The organism is Streptomyces sp. SKN60 (genome assembly GCF_026236535.1).
In the GTDB taxonomy this organism is placed as follows: Bacteria; Actinomycetota; Actinomycetes; order Streptomycetales; family Streptomycetaceae; genus Streptomyces.
Genome location: NZ_JAHTMW010000005.1, coordinates 96,502 through 111,028, shown reverse-complemented (window position 1 = coordinate 111,028; position 14,527 = coordinate 96,502). Strand labels below are relative to the sequence as shown.

At 73.3% G+C, this 14,527-nt stretch carries 13 protein-coding genes; 5 read left to right on the top strand and 8 right to left on the bottom strand.

Features of this window, described 5'->3' with window-relative positions:
- Positions 1–9: 9 nt before the first annotated feature.
- The 6 genes from KV205_RS10250 to KV205_RS10225 form a co-directional block, all read right to left on the bottom strand.
- The gene (locus KV205_RS10250; RefSeq protein ID WP_265863822.1) at positions 10–1,620 is read right to left on the bottom strand and encodes an acyl-CoA carboxylase subunit beta; all 1,611 of its coding nucleotides are present in this window, start codon (positions 1,618–1,620) and stop codon (positions 10–12) included.
- Positions 1,617–3,314 (bottom strand): acyclic terpene utilization AtuA family protein, encoded by a 1,698-nt coding sequence (locus KV205_RS10245; RefSeq protein ID WP_265863821.1) that lies wholly within the window; start codon positions 3,312–3,314, stop codon positions 1,617–1,619. Before KV205_RS10245 ends, KV205_RS10250 begins: the two co-directional genes overlap by 4 nt.
- Positions 3,311–4,102 (bottom strand): TIGR03084 family metal-binding protein, encoded by a 792-nt coding sequence (locus KV205_RS10240; RefSeq protein ID WP_265863820.1) that lies wholly within the window; start codon positions 4,100–4,102, stop codon positions 3,311–3,313. The genes KV205_RS10245 and KV205_RS10240 overlap by 4 nt, the downstream gene beginning before the upstream one ends.
- Before the next feature lie 200 nt (positions 4,103–4,302).
- Positions 4,303–4,893, bottom strand: a complete 591-nt coding sequence (locus KV205_RS10235) for a DUF664 domain-containing protein (protein WP_265863819.1) — start codon at positions 4,891–4,893, stop codon at positions 4,303–4,305.
- An 89-nt stretch (positions 4,894–4,982) separates the two neighbouring features.
- Positions 4,983–5,171 carry a DUF1272 domain-containing protein gene (locus tag KV205_RS10230; protein ID WP_265863818.1) on the bottom strand — a complete coding sequence of 63 codons (189 nt, stop codon included), beginning with the start codon at positions 5,169–5,171 and terminating at the stop codon, positions 4,983–4,985.
- A gap of 102 nt (positions 5,172–5,273) precedes the next feature.
- Complete coding sequence (locus KV205_RS10225) at positions 5,274–6,191, bottom strand: DMT family transporter (RefSeq protein ID WP_374214659.1); 918 nt, start codon at positions 6,189–6,191, stop codon at positions 5,274–5,276.
- A 196-nt stretch (positions 6,192–6,387) separates the two neighbouring features.
- Between KV205_RS10225 and KV205_RS10220 the strand changes: the two genes are divergently transcribed.
- Positions 6,388–7,308 (top strand): LysR family transcriptional regulator, encoded by a 921-nt coding sequence (locus KV205_RS10220; RefSeq protein ID WP_265863817.1) that lies wholly within the window; start codon positions 6,388–6,390, stop codon positions 7,306–7,308.
- An 82-nt stretch (positions 7,309–7,390) separates the two neighbouring features.
- Positions 7,391–8,050 carry a DNA alkylation repair protein gene (locus tag KV205_RS10215; RefSeq protein ID WP_265864064.1) on the top strand — a complete coding sequence of 220 codons (660 nt, stop codon included), beginning with the start codon at positions 7,391–7,393 and terminating at the stop codon, positions 8,048–8,050.
- A gap of 33 nt (positions 8,051–8,083) precedes the next feature.
- Here KV205_RS10215 and KV205_RS10210 read toward each other — a convergent pair whose 3' ends face one another.
- Entirely contained in the window at positions 8,084–8,836 is a 753-nt protein-coding gene (locus tag KV205_RS10210) for a helix-turn-helix domain-containing protein (RefSeq protein ID WP_265863816.1), read from the bottom strand.
- A gap of 267 nt (positions 8,837–9,103) precedes the next feature.
- On the opposite strand from KV205_RS10210, the gene KV205_RS10205 reads away from it, so the two are divergent.
- The 3 genes from KV205_RS10205 to KV205_RS10195 are packed head-to-tail and all read left to right on the top strand — an operon-like array spanning position 9,104 to position 11,622.
- On the top strand, positions 9,104–9,775 hold the full coding sequence (locus KV205_RS10205; RefSeq protein WP_265863815.1) for a DUF4097 family beta strand repeat-containing protein: 672 nt from the start codon (positions 9,104–9,106) through the stop codon (positions 9,773–9,775).
- A gap of 39 nt (positions 9,776–9,814) precedes the next feature.
- Positions 9,815–10,825 carry an ATP-binding cassette domain-containing protein gene (locus KV205_RS10200; RefSeq protein WP_265863814.1) on the top strand — a complete coding sequence of 337 codons (1,011 nt, stop codon included), beginning with the start codon at positions 9,815–9,817 and terminating at the stop codon, positions 10,823–10,825.
- Positions 10,822–11,622, top strand: coding sequence for an ABC transporter permease (locus KV205_RS10195; protein WP_265863813.1), 801 nt, complete (start codon positions 10,822–10,824; stop codon positions 11,620–11,622). The genes KV205_RS10200 and KV205_RS10195 overlap by 4 nt, the downstream gene beginning before the upstream one ends.
- 13 nt (positions 11,623–11,635) lie before the next feature.
- On the opposite strand, the gene KV205_RS10190 is transcribed toward KV205_RS10195, so the two are convergent.
- Entirely contained in the window at positions 11,636–14,500 is a 2,865-nt protein-coding gene (locus KV205_RS10190; RefSeq protein WP_265863812.1) for an FAD-binding and (Fe-S)-binding domain-containing protein, read from the bottom strand.
- Positions 14,501–14,527 lie beyond the last annotated feature (27 nt).

The following is a 14,527-nucleotide window of genomic DNA, read 5'->3' as shown; positions in this document are numbered from 1 at the left end:
GCGCAGGCCTCACATTCGGAAGACGCCGAAGCCGCCGCGCGCGCCCTCGACCGGTGCCGTGTGGATCGCGGACAGGCAGAGCCCGAGGACCGTGCGCGTGTCGCGCGGGTCGATGACCCCGTCGTCGTACAGCCGCCCGGAGAGGAACATCGGCAGCGACTCGCTCTCGATCTGCGCCTCGACGAACGCCCGCATCCCGGCGTCCTGCTCCTCGTCGTACGGCTGTCCCTTCGCCTCCGCCGAGGCGCGCGCCACGATCGACAGCACGCCGGCCAGCTGCTGCGGGCCCATGACGGCCGACTTGGCGCTCGGCCAGGCGAAGAGGAAGCGCGGGTCGTACGCCCGGCCGCACATGCCATAGTGCCCGGCCCCGTACGACGCACCCATGAGCACGGAGAGGTGCGGCACCTTCGAGTTCGAGACCGCGTTGATCATCATCGCGCCGTGCTTGATGATGCCGCCCTGCTCGTACTCCTTGCCGACCATGTAGCCGGTGGTGTTGTGCAGGAAGAGCAGCGGGATGTCGCGCTGGTTCGCCAACTGGATGAACTGCGCGGCCTTTTGGGACTCGGCGGAGAACAGCACGCCCTGCGCGTTGGCGAGGATGCCGATCGGGTAGCCGTGCAGCCGCGCCCAGCCGGTCACCAGGCTCGTCCCGTACAGCGGCTTGAACTCGTCGAAGTCCGAGCCGTCGACGAGCCGGGCGATCACCTCGCGCGGGTCGAACGGGATCTTGAGGTCTCCGGGGACGATGCCGAGGAGCTCCTCCGCGTCGTACTTCGGGGGCTCGGCCGGCTCCCGGCCCGCCGCCGGATCGGGGTGCGCCTTGCGGTGGTTGAGGCGGGCGACGATCCGGCGGGCCTGGCGCAGGGCGTCGGGCTCGTCGACGGCGTAGTGGTCGGCGAGGCCGCTGGTGCGGGCGTGCATCTCGGCGCCGCCGAGGGACTCGTCGTCGCTCTCCTCGCCGGTCGCCATCTTGACCAGCGGCGGGCCGCCGAGGAAGACCTTCGACCGCTCCTTGATCATCACGGTGTGGTCGGACATGCCGGGGACGTAGGCCCCGCCGGCCGTCGAGTTGCCGAAGACGACGGCGATGGTGGGGATGCCGGCGGCGGAGAGCCGGGTGAGGTCGCGGAAGAGCGCCCCGCCGGGGATGAAGATCTCCTTCTGGGAGGGCAGGTCGGCGCCGCCGGACTCGACGAGCGAGATGACGGGGAGGCGGTTGGCGAAGGCGATCTCGTTCGCCCGCAGCGCCTTCTTCAGAGTCCACGGGTTGGAGGCGCCGCCGCGCACGGTCGGGTCGTTGGCGGTGATCAGGCACTCGACGCCCTCGACGACCCCGATGCCGGTCACCAGGGACGCCCCTACGGGGTAGTCGCTGCCCCAGGCGGCGAGCGGCGACAGCTCCAGGAACGGCGAGTCGGGGTCGACGAGCAGCTCGATCCGTTCGCGGGCGAGCAGCTTGCCGCGCTTGTGGTGCCGGGCCGTGTACTTCTCGCCGCCGCCCGCGAGCGCCTTGGCGTGCTCGGCGTCGAGGGCGACCAGTTTCTCCAGCATGGCGGCGCGGTGGGCCGCGTGGTCGGGTCCGCCGGTGTCGAGGGCGGAGGCGAGCACGGTCACAGCAGTTCCTCCGGGATGTCGAGGTGGCGCGAGCGCAGCCACTCGCCGAGGGCCTTGGCCTGGGGGTCGAAGCGGGCCTGGGAGGCGACGCCCTCGCCGAGGATTCCGGCGACGGTGAAGTTGAGCGCGCGGAGGTTGGGCAGCACGTGCCGGGTGACGGTCAAGTCCGCGGTCTCCGGGAGGAGTTCGCGGAACCTGTCGGTGGTGAGGGCGTGCGCGAGCCAGCGCCACTCCGCCTCTGTCCGGACCCACACGCCGACGTTGGCGTCCCCGCCCTTGTCGCCGCTGCGGGCGCCGGCGACGAGGCCGAGCGGGGCCCGCCGGGTCGGCGTCGTCTCGGGGAGCGGCTCCGGAAGCTCCGGATCCGGTACGGGTTCCAGGGCACGGGTCGTCGGCGGTACGGGCACGGGGGCGCGGGTCCCGTCGGGCAGCACCGCCGTGTGCGGGACCTCCCCGGCGGGGACGTACGCGCTGTCGAAGACCCCGTAGGGGGCACCCTTGCCCGGCGGGGCGGTCACATGGAAGCCGGGGTAGGAGGCGAGGGCCAGTTCGATCGCGGCCCCTGTCAGGGTGCGGCCGACCTTCTCGGGGTCGGGGTCGCGGACGACGAGCCGGAGCAGGGCGCTCGCGGTCTCCTCGGTGGGGGCGTCGGTGTGGTCGGTGCGGGCCAGGTCCCAGCGGACCTCGGCGGGCGGGTTCTTGGCCAGGGCGTCGTGGAGCTGCGCCCGCACGAGCTCCGCCTTGGCCCCGATGTCGAGGCCGGTGAGGACGAACACGACCTCGTTGCGGAAGCCGCCGAGCCTGCTGAGCCCGACCTTGAGCGTCGGGGGCGGGGCCTCGCCCCGCACGCCCTCGATCCGCACCCGGTCCGGGCCCTCCTGGGTGAGCCGGACGGTGTCGAGGCGTGCGGTGACGTCGGGTCCGGCGTAGCGGGCACCGCCCGTCTCGTAGAGGAGCTGGGCGGTGACCGTGCCGGTGTCGACGAGGCCGCCGGTGCCGGGGTGCTTGGTGATGACGGCGCTGCCGTCGGCGTGGAGTTCGGCGAGCGGGAAGCCGGGGCGGCGGAGGAGAGCGGGGTCGTGGCCGCGGAAGAAGGCGTAGTTGCCGCCGGTGGCCTGGGTGCCGCACTCCAGGACGTGGCCGGCGACGACCGCGCCCGCCAGCTTGTCGTACCGGTCGGTGTCCTCCGGCCCCCAGCCGAAGAACCACTGCGCGGGCCCGGTGACCAGCGCCGCGTCCGTGACCCGGCCGGTGACGACCACGTCCGCGCCGGCGGTCAGGCAGGCCGCGATGCCGGCGCCGCCGAGGTAGGCGTTGGCGGCGAGCGTTCCCTGCCGGGGCGGGAGTCGGTCGCCTTCGACGTGGGCGATCCGGACCGGCAGGCCCAGCCGCTCGGCGAGCGCGCGCAGGGCGTCGGCGAGTCCGGCGGGGTTGAGGCCGCCCGCGTTGGCGACGATCCGGGTGCCGCGCTCGTGGGCGAGCCCGAGGCCCTCCTCCATCTGGCGCAGGAAGGTCTTGGCGTAACCGGCCGAGGGGTCCTTGAGGAGGTCGCGGCCGAGGATGAGCATGGTCAGCTCGGCGAGGTAGTCCCCGGTGAGAACGTCCAGCTCACCTCCTGTGAGCATCTCCCGCACGGCGTCGAAGCGGTCGCCGTAGAAGCCGGAGGCGTTGCCGATCCGGAGGACGCGCTTCACGCGGCCCCCTTGGGGGCGCGGCCGTCGCCCGCCGGGCCGGCGAAGGCCTGGGCGATGCCGAGCCATTCCTCGGCGTCGGCGCCGACGGCGGTCAGGGCGGTGTCGTCGCGGTGGGCGCGCTGGGTCACGAGCAGGCAGAAGTCGAGGGCGGGCCCGGTGATCTTCTGAGCCGCGTCCTCCGGCCCGTACGTCCACAACTCGCCGCTCGGCGCGGTGAGTTCGACGCGGAAGGGCTCGGCGGGTGGGGTCAGGCCGCGCACGAAGTACGCGTAGTCCCGGGCCCGCAGCCCGATCCAGGCCACGTGCCGCAGCCGCGCGGTCGGCTGCCGTACGACTCCGAGGGCGTCGGCCACGTCCTGGCCGTGCGCCCAGGTCTCCATCAGGCGGGCGGTCGCGAGCGACCCGGCGCTCATGGCCGGCCCGTACCAGGGGAACCGCGTCCCGGGCGGCGCCTCGGCCAGGACCCGGTGCAGCCGCTCGCGGCCCTCGCGCCAGCGGGCGAGCAGGACGGCGGGCGGCTGGGCGGCGCCCTCGTCGGCGCCGTCGTCGACGAAGCGGTCGGGCGCGGCGAGCGCCTTCTCGGTCTCGGCGGCGAAGCCCTCGGGATCGGTCGCGGCGAGCAGCGCGGCGGCGTCGGTCCAGGCGAGGTGGGCGATCTGGTGGGCGACCGTCCAGCGCGGCGCGGGCGTGGGCAGCGCCCACTGCTCGGCGGTCAACCCCCTTACCAGTTCGTCGACTTCCTCGCTCTCGGCGCGCAGGTCGGCGAGGACGGCGGCGGGGTCGGACACGGTGCGCTCCCCTCGGGGGACGGGCGGGTCACGGGCGTGCGTGAGGAGCATGGCAGCCGGGCCAGAAACAATCAAGCGTGCTTGCTTTGGATTCTGCGTGCGGTTTCGGGCCGCCACGCCGGAGAGCCTGGAACGCGAGGAGGGCCGGGGGTTTCCGCCCCGGCCCCCCTCGCGTGCGCCCCTCAGGGCCTGCCTGACTCCTACTGACCTACCCGCCCGTCGACGCACTCCCGCAGCAGGTCCGCGTGCCCGCAGTGGCGGGCGTACTCGTCGATGCGGTGCACCATCAGCTCGCGGATCGCGATCTCGTCGGAGCCGACCCGTTCGCCCAGGTCGGCGTAGGCGGCGAGGGCGGCGTCCGTCGCCGCCTGCTCGCGCTCCAGGTCGCGGAAGGCCTCCGCGACCACGTCCGGGTCGGCGACGGCGCCGTGGAAGTCGGCGTCCCGCGCCCCGTACAGCTTCGGCTGCCGCTTGTCGTCGCCGAGCCAGCCGCGCCAGTCCCGCTCGACCTCGGCGAGGTGCCGTACGAGACCGAGGAGCGACATGGTGGACGGCGGGACGGAACGGCGGGCGAGCTGTTCGGCGTCCAGGCCATCACACTTCATGCGGAGGGTGAGGCGGTAGTCGTGGAGGAAGTCCTGCAGGGTCGCGAGCTCTCCGTCGGGCCCGGGGCCCTGCTTGTCGCGGGGGTCGTCGTCGGGGTCGACCCACATGTCGGGGTAGACGGTGGCCGTCGTCCAGCGCTCGGGGGTGTCGCGGGTCTCGGGGAATTCGAATTCGCGTGCGGTCATGTCTGCATCGTGGTACGCAACGGGCCGCGCCCGCCACCGAGTTGTTGTCGGTGACGGGCGCGGGCAGCACCACCGGGCCGGTTCCCGGCTCAGGCGGTGGCGGTCACGCGGGTCGGCCTGGCGACCAGTTCGCCGCCGCAGTTGGGGCAGACGTCGTGCATCGCGTCCGAGCAGGGAACGCAGAAGGTGCACTCGTACGAACAGATCCGGGCGGGATCGTCGAGGGCAAGGACGGTCGTCTCGCAGCGTTCGCAACGCTCGCGCATCTCAAGGGCCATGGCGCCATCCTGACCCATGGCCGAATACAGGTGGTCGCGCGGGGGGTTCGTACGGGGCCAGGACTCGACGGTTCAGGACTCGACGGTTCAGGACTCGACGGTTCAGGACTTGGCGCGGCGGCCGACCTGGGTCCGTACCGCGCCCATGCTCGCCGCGATGACGAGGGCGATGGCGAGCGCGTCGGTCAGGCCGAGGGCCTGGTGGAGGACGAGGAAGCCGGCGGTGGCGGCGATGGCCGGTTCCAGGCTCATGAGGATCGCGAAGGTGGGCGCGGGGAGGCGACGCAGGGCGAGGAGTTCGAGGGTGTAGGGCAGCACGGAGGACATCAGCGCGACGCCGAGCCCGAGGCCGATGGTGGACGGCACGAGCAGCTTGTCGCCCGCCGAGACGATGCCGAAGGGCAGGCTGATGACCGCACCGACGCCCATCGCGAGCGCGAGCCCGTCGGCCTGCGGGAAGCGGCGGCCGGTGCGGGCGCTGAAGACGATGTACGTCGCCCACATCGCGCCGGCGGCGAGCGCGAACCCGGCACCGAGCGGATCGAGCCGGCCGAGGCCGCCGCCGCCCAGGCCGCTGAGGAGCACGACGCCGGCGAGGGCGAGCCCGGCCCAGAGCAGGTTCACCAGGCGGCGGGAGGCGAGGACGGAGAGCGCGAGCGGGCCGAGCACTTCGAGGGTGACGGCGGCGCCGAGCGGTATGCGGGCGGCGGAGAGGTAGAACAGGATGTTCATGCCGGACATCGCGGCGCCGAAGGCGAGCACCGTGCCCCAGTCGGCGCGGCCGTATCCGCGCACCTTGGGCCGGCAGGCGATCAGCAGGACGACCGCGGCGAGGATGAGCCGCAGGGTGACGACACCGAGGGCGCCGGCCCGGGGCATGAGCAGCACGGCGACCGCGGATCCGAACTGTACGGAGAGGCCGCCGGCGACGACGAGCGCGACGGGGCCGAGGCGGGTGGCGCGAGTGGTGACCGGTGCGGTGGCGATGGCGGGGGCGGCCACCGGGGTGGCGGCGGCGATGTCCTTGACCGGGCTGTCCACCGGCGTACTCCTTGCCTTGCTGTGCTGCACATCCGAAGCGCGTCCGAAGCGCATCGAAGTCCACAGTAGTGGACTTCCGAGTCCAGAGTAATGGACTTCTGGGCTGGATCCGGAACCCGCCCTCTCGGTACGGACTCCTCCGCTTCACGCTACGAGCCTCCGCGCGGCACCGGAAATGCCGATTGCGCTGCGGTTATGCTCCGCACGCATGAGCCGCACGAACATCGAGCTCCGCCATCTGCGCTGCTTCCTCGCCATCGCCGAGGAGGGCAATCTGACCCGGGCCGCCACCCGCCTCCACCTCACCCAGCCCGCGGTCTCCCGCACCCTCGCCGCTCTGGAGAAACACCTCGGCGTGCGGCTCGTGGACCGCTCCACGCACCATCTGGCGCTGACGGCGGAGGGGCGGGGGTTCCGGGAGCGGGCGACGGCGGCGGTCGCCGCGTTCGACGCGGCCGTGGCGCCGGGCGGCGGCCCGCACCACCGCCCGCTGCGGCTCGGACACGCCTGGTCGGCCTTCGGCCCGTACACCACCCCCCTGCTGCGCCGCTGGCGGCAGGAGCATCCCGAGACCCCGCTCGAACTCCTCCGCGTCGACGACCGCACCGCCGGTCTGCTGCGCGGCGAGGTCGACGCGGCGCTGCTGCGCGGGCCGGTGGACGTGCCCGGCCTGGCGACCGAGGAGCTGCTGCGGGAGGCGCGGGTGGCGGCGCTGCCGGCGGACGGCGAGCTCGCGGCGCGCACGGAGCTGACGCTCGCGGACCTGGCGGACGAGACCGCCGTCCTCAACACGGTCTCCGGCACCACCACCCTCGACCTCTGGCCCCCGGACCACCGCCCCCGCGCGACCCTCACCGTCGCCAACACCGACGACTGGCTCGCCGCCATCGCTGCGGGCCGCGGCATCGGCGTCTCCTCCGCCTCGACGGCCGCGCTCCACCCCCACCCGGGCGTCACCTACCGCCCCCTCCCGGACGCCCCACCCCTCCCCGTCCTCCTCGCCTGGCGCCCCGCGACCCCCCACCCGGCGACGCCTGCTCTCCTCGCCCTCGCCCGCGAGATCGCCCGCCGGCCGGAGCCCGGCGCGGAAGGGTGACTGTCGGACCCCTTCCGTACGCTGGAGGCCGCGCCCGGGACGGCTGTGACACGAGGAGGTCGGCGTGACGGTGGACGAGGTGATGGCCGAGCTGGCCGGCCTGGAGGAGCCCAAGGTGCGCGCCGTGAACGAGCGGCACGGGGACGATCACGGGGTGAACCTCGGGAAGCTGCGGGCGTTGGCCAAGCGGCTGAAGACGCAGCAGGAGCTGGCGCGGGAGCTGTGGGCCACGGGTGACAGCGCCGCGCGGCTGCTCGCGCTGCTGGTCTGCCGGCCGAAGGAGTTCGGGCGGGACGAGCTGGACGGGATGCTGCGCTCGGCCCGTACGCCGAAGGTGCAGGACTGGCTCGTCGGGTACGTGGTGAAGAAGAGCCCGTACGCCGAGGAGCTGCGCGTCGCGTGGTCGGCCGATCCGGACCCGGTGGTGGCGAGCGCCGGGTGGGCGCTGACCGCCGAGCGGGTGGTGAAGAAGCCGGCCGGGCTCGATCTGCCCGGGCTGCTCGACGTCATCGAGGGGGAGATGAAGGACGCCCCGGACCGGCTCCAGTGGGCGATGAACACCACCCTCGCGCAGATCGGCATCGAGCATGCCCAGCTGCGGGCGCGCGCCCTCGCCATCGGCGAGCGGCTCGAAGTGCTCAAGGACTACCCGACCTCCCCCGGCTGCACCTCCCCCTACGCGCCGGTCTGGATCGGCGAGATGGTGCGCCGGCAGGAGGCGCGGGCGGCCACGTCTTCCTGACCCTCCGCCCGAGTCCTGACCCTCTGCCCCGAGTCAGTTCCCCTCGCCCTCCTGGGTGCTCGTCGGCGGCTGCACGTGCAGGATGTCCCGCGCCTGCTCCGCCGCGCGCGTGATGGTCTCGGAGATAAAGTCGAGGAACCGCGCGACGTTCTCCAGGCGCACGGCCGCCGGGGTGCCCGCCCCGAAGACGCCGACGCCCTCCCGCGCGGTCTCGGCGAGCCGGGTGTTGGCGCGGGCGCTGGCCATCGTCGACTCGTACCAGACGTCGGAGTCCACGAAGTAGCGGTCGCGGCGCCGTTCGTCGCGCTCCCGCCGCACCAGGCCCTGCTCCTCCAGGAAGGCGACGGCCTTGGAGACGGAGGCCGGGCTGACCCCGAGGTGCTGGACGAGTTCGGCGGCGGTGACGCCCTCCGCGTCGCTGAGCATCAGCCGGCCGAGCACCTGGGCCGACATGCGGTTCATGCCCGAGGACATGAGGACGCCGGTGAAGGTCTCCTCGTACGCGCGCACCTCCGCCGCGTCGCGCCCGTACGGCTGCTCGGGCGCGGTCGCGGCCTGCGGATCGCGCGGCGCGGTCGGCTGGTGGCGGCGCTGGGCGCGGTGGCCGGTGGCGCGCTGGGCGGCGTCGGCGCGGTAGGCGGTGGGGCCGCCGTTGCGCATGACCTCGCGGGTGACGGTCGAGGTGGGGCGGTCGAGGCGCCGGGCGATCTCCGCGTAGGCGAGGCCGTCGGCCAGTCCCAGGGCGATCTGCTGCCGTTCCTGCGGGGTGAGCCTGCCGCCGGGCATCGCGCCCTCCTTCTTCCGTCTTCCGGTCTTCCGGTCTTCCGCTGAGTCCGCGTAATGCCCCCACCTTAGCGTTCGCGCTCAACTCATTGCAACGCACCCGCCCCCTGACGTTGCATTAGACGTCAGCATCGTTGCAATGATTTCACCCATCTGGCCTGCAATTACTGGGATTCAGCGCATCTTCCTTGTTGCCACAACCATGAACGCAACGTAGCTTTCTCGATGTCGGAAACAAGAACCGGCACCCCACCAGACCAGGAGCTCACCATGCAGAAGTTCGCCACCACCACCGCCGTCTCCGTCGTCCTCGACGTCCCCGCCGGCCACGTCCGCCTCATCGCCGCCGACCGCTCCGACGCCACCGTCGAGGTCCGCCCCGAGAGCGCCGGCAAGAGCCGCGACGTGAAGGCCGCCGAGCAGACCGAGGTCACCTTCGCGGACGGCGTCCTGCGTATCACCGCCCCCGAGGGCAAGAACCAGATGTTTGGCCCGTCCGGCTCGATCGAGGTCACCGTCCAGGTGCCGGCCGGCTCCCGCGTCGACGCCAAGGGCGCCGCCCTCGACCTGCGCGGTGTCGGCCGCCTCGGCGACGTCGTCTGCGAGGCCGCGCAGGGCCCGGTCAAGCTCGACGAGGCCGCGAGCGCGCGGATCGCCCTCCAGGCCGGCGACATCACCGTCGGCCGCCTCGGCGGCGACGCCGAGATCAGCACCCAGATGGGCGCCCTCCACATCGCCGAGGCCGTCCAGGGCACCGTCTCCCTGACCACCAGCAAGGGCGACATCACCGTCGGCGCCGCCCGCGGCGTCTCCGCCTCGCTGGACGCCGGCACCTCGTACGGCCGGATCCACAACTCCCTGAAGAACAGCGACGGTTCCGGCTCCGCGCTGACCGTCCGCGCCACCACCAGCTACGGCGACATCACCGCCCGCAGCCTCTGACCGCAGCCTCTGACATCGGACCCCGAAGGAGTACCCAGCATGACCGACCTGGCCATCGCGGCGAACGGGCTGCGCAAGTCCTACGGCGACAAGACCGTCCTCGACGGGGTCGACCTCGCCGTCCCGGAAGGCACCATCTTCTCCCTGCTCGGCCCCAACGGCGCCGGCAAGACCACGGCCGTCAAGATCCTCTCCACGCTCGTGTCCCCCGACCCCGCCGGCGGCCCGATCCGGGTCGGGGGGCACGACCTCGCCACCGCCCCGCAGTCCGTACGGGCCGCGATCGGCGTCACCGGGCAGTTCTCGGCCGTCGACGGGCTGATCACCGGCGAGGAGAACATGCTCCTCATGGCGGACCTGCACCACCTCTCCAAGCGGGAGGGACGGCAGGTCACCGCCGACCTGCTCGCCCGCTTCGACCTCACGGAGGCCGCGAAGAAGCCGGCCTCCACCTACTCCGGCGGCATGAAGCGCCGTCTCGACATCGCCATGACCCTGGTCGGCAGCCCGCGGATCATCTTCCTCGACGAGCCGACCACCGGACTCGACCCGCGTTCCCGGCACAACATGTGGCAGATCATCAGGGAACTGGTCTCCGACGGCGTCACCGTCTTCCTCACCACCCAGTACCTGGAGGAGGCCGACGAACTCGCCGACCGGATCGCCGTGCTCCACGGCGGCAGGATCGTCGCCGAGGGGACGGCCGAGGAGCTCAAGCGGATCGTCCCCGGCGGGCACGTACGGCTCCGCTTCACCGACCCGGGCGCGTACGGGAACGCCGTCACCGCCCTGCCCCGGGCGGCGCGCGACGACGAGTCCCTCACCCTCCAGATCGCCAGCGACGGCACCCAGCGCGAACTGCACGCCCTGCTCGGTCAGTTGAACGCCGCCGGCATCGAGGCCGACGAACTCACCGTGCACACCCCCGACCTCGACGACGTCTTCTTCGCCCTCACCGGCGGAAGCGCCACGAGCAACGGCATCCCCGCCCAGACCGACGCCCCGACCGACGCCCAGACCGACGCCCCGAACAAGGAGAACGCCCGATGAGCACGAGCAGCACCCTGTCCCTCGCCGCGCGCGACTGCTCCACCATGCTGCGGCGCAACCTCCTGCACGCCCGCCGCTACCCGTCCCTCACGCTGAACTTGCTGCTCACGCCGATCATGCTGCTCCTGCTGTTCGTCTACATCTTCGGCGACACCATGAGCGCGGGCATCGGCGACGGAGGCGCCGACCGCGCCGCCTACATCGCCTACCTCGTGCCCGGTCTGCTCCTGATGACCATCGGCAGTACGACGATCGGCACCGCGGTCTCCGTCGCCAACGACATGAGCGAGGGCATCATCGCCCGCTTCCGCACCATGGCGATCCACCGCGGCTCGGTCCTCGTCGGGCACGTGGTCGGCAGCGTGCTCCAGTCGGTGGTCAGCGTGGTCCTGGTCGGCGCCGTCGGCGTGGCCATCGGCTTCCGCTCCCACGACGCGAGCCCGGTCGAGTGGCTGGCCGCGTTCGGTCTGCTCGTGCTCTTCGCCACGGCGCTCACCTGGATCGCCGTCGGCATGGGCCTGATCAGCCCCAACGCGGAGGCCGCAAGCAACAACGCGATGCCGCTGATCTTCCTGCCACTGATCTCCAGCACCTTCGTCCCGGTCGACGCGATGCCGGGCTGGTTCCAGCCGATCGCCGAGTACCAGCCCTTCACCCCCGCCATCGAGACCCTGCGCGGACTGCTCCTCGGCACCGAGATCGGCCACAACGGCTGGCTCGCCGTCGGCTGGTGCGTCGGCCTCGCGGTCCTCGGCTACTTCTGGTCGACGGCCAAGTTCGACGGGGACGCCCGGTAGGCCTCCATGGCCTTCACCGGTCCAGCTCCTCCGCAAGAACCTCCGCCAGATGGCGCACGTGGTACTCCGGTGCCAGGTGCGCCATCTGCGTTCGGCAGGAGAAACCGTCCGCCAGGACGACCGCGTCGGCGGGCGCGGACCGCAGGGCCGGCAGCAGCCGGTCCTCGGCGCAGGCCACCGACACCTCGTAATGGCCCGGCTCGAAACCGAAGTTGCCGGCCAATCCGCAGCAGCCGCCCGCCAACTCCCCCTCCAAGCCCGCCCGTTCGCGCAGCCTCCGCTCGGCCGCGTCGCCCAGGACCGCGTGCTGGTGACAGTGGGTCTGGCCGGTGACCGGCTGGTCCGCGCGGGGCGGGACCCAGTCGGGCGCCAGCTCCTCCAGGGCCTCCGCGAAGGTCCGTACGGAGGCGGCCAGTCGGGCGGCGCGCGGGTCGTCCGGCAGCAGCTCGGGCAGCTCGGTGCGCAGGGTCGCCGCGCAGGACGGTTCGAGGACCGCCACCGGCCGGCTCGCACCCCCTGAAGCCCCCTCCCCCGCCGCCATCACGTCGAGCGTCCGCCGCATCACCTTCCGGGCCGCCCCCAGCTGCCCCGTCGACACATACGTGAGGCCGCAGCAGACCCGCCCCGGCGGCAGCTCCACCCCGAGCCCGGCGTCCTCCAGGACCCGGACGGCCGCCTCGCCGACCTGCGGCGCCAGGAAGTTGGTGAAGGTGTCCGGCCACAGAGTGAGCGACGGCGCGCGGTTCGAGGCGCGCTGGGCGAACCAGTACGCGAAGGAGCGCTCCGCCACCCTCGGCAGCGCCCGCTCCGGCGTCACCCCCGCGAGCCGCGCCGCGAACGGCAGCCGCATCGCCGTGTTCAGGCCCCGCCCGAAGTGCGCCAGCCAGCCCGGCAGCCGCCCCATCGTCCAGTGCGAGCGCGGCCGGCGGAGCAGCCCGCCGGGGCCCGCGTAGTGCCGGTCCAGGAACTCCGCCTTGTACGCGGCCATGTCGACGCCCACCGGGCAGTCGCTGCGGCAGCCCTTGCAGGACAGGCACAGGTCGAGGGCCCCCATGACCTCCGCCGAGCGCCAGCCGTCGGTGATCACCTCGCCGAGCGCCATCTCGTGCAGGAGCCGCGCCCGGCCCCGGGTGGAGTGCTGCTCCTCCCCGGTCACCCGGTACGAGGGACACATCACGTCCGCACCCGGCCCCGACCCCGAACTCGGCGCCCCCACCCGGCACTTGGCCACCCCGACACACCGGGCGGCGGCCCGCCCGAGGCCCGCAGCCGAGCCCGCCACCGGCAACCCCTCGAACCGCAGCCCGGAGTCCAGCGGCTCGGGCCGCACGAGCATCCCCGGGTTCAGACCGCCGTCCGGGTCCCACAGGTCCTTGACCTCGCCGAAGAGCGCGACGAGCTCCTCCCCGTACATCTTCGGCAGCAGCTCCGCCCGCGCCTTGCCGTCCCCGTGCTCGCCGGAGAGCGAGCCGCCGTGGGCGACCACGAGATCGGCCACCGCCTCCGAGAAGCGCCGGAAGTCCCGTACCCCCTTGTCCTTCCCGTCCCACAGGTCGAAGTCGATCCGTACGTGCACGCAGCCGTCGCCGAAGTGCCCGTACGGGATCCCCCGGAGGCCGAATTCGGCAAGGAGGCCCCGGAACTCGCGCAGATACGCGCCGAGCCGGGCCGGCGGCACCGCACAGTCCTCCCATCCCGGCCAGGCGTCCCCGCCCCCGGGCAGCCTGGTCGCCGTGCCCGCCGCGTCCTCGCGGATCCGCCACAGCGCCCGCTGCCCGGCCGGGTCCGTGACCACGACCGCGTCCAGGGCGTCCGCCGCCCGCGCCAGCTCCCGGGCCGCGCCCGACCCGTCGACCTCGCAGAACAGCCAGGCCGCGCCCTTCGGAAGCCCGGAGGCGCCGCGCACGAGATCGGCGGCCATGCCCTCCACGGTCAGCGGGCGGTACGGCAGAAGGCCCGCCGCCGCGTCGGCGGCCGCGCTCTCGTCGGCGTACCCGAGGACGACGAGCACCGGCTCGGCGGGCAGCGGCACCAGCCGCACCTCCGCCTCCGTCACCACCCCCAGCGTGCCCTCGCTGCCGCAGAAGGAGCGGGCCACGTCGACACCGCGCTCGGGCAGCAGCGCGTCGAGCGCGTAACCGGAGATGCGGCGCGGCAGGCCCGCCGGATAGCCGGTCCGCAGCAGCGCCAGGTTCCGCGCGACCAGCTCCCGCAGCCCGGCCGGCGCGCCCTGCCCATCCTGCCCATCCTGCCCGTCCTGCCCGAGGCGCAGCCGCCGCCCGTCGTAGGTGAGGACGTCGAGCGCGCGGACGTTGTCGGCCGTCGTGCCCCAGGCGACGGAGTGCGCGCCGCACGCGTTGTTGCCGATCATGCCGCCGAGGGTGCAGCGGGAGTGCGTGGACGGGTCGGGGCCGAAGGTCAGCCCGTAGGGGCGGGCCGCCGCCCGCAGACGGTCGAGGACGAGTCCGGGCCGGACGACGGCGGTCCGGGCCTCCGGGTCGAGGGACACGACGTCGTCCATATGGCGGGTGAAATCGAACACGACACCCGTTCCGGTGGCCTGTCCACCGATCGAGGTCCCGCCGCCGCGGGCGACGACCGGCACCCCGTACTCACGGCAGACGGCGAGCGCGGCGGCCACGTCGTCGGCGTCGCGCGGGGCGACCACACCGAGCGGGACCCGCCGGTAGTTGGAGGCGTCCATGGTGGTCAGGGCGCGGGCGGTGGCGGAGAAGTCCACGTCACCGGCCGCACCGCCGGCGACGGCTGCGCGGAGCGCCGCCGCGAGGTCCCCGGCCGCGCCGTGTCCCGCCCCTCCGCGTGCTTCACGTGCTTCGTGTGATCCCACGACTACCCAGTGTCTCAGCCTTCGTCTCATCCGGCGGACATGCGTCTGCCCCGGCCG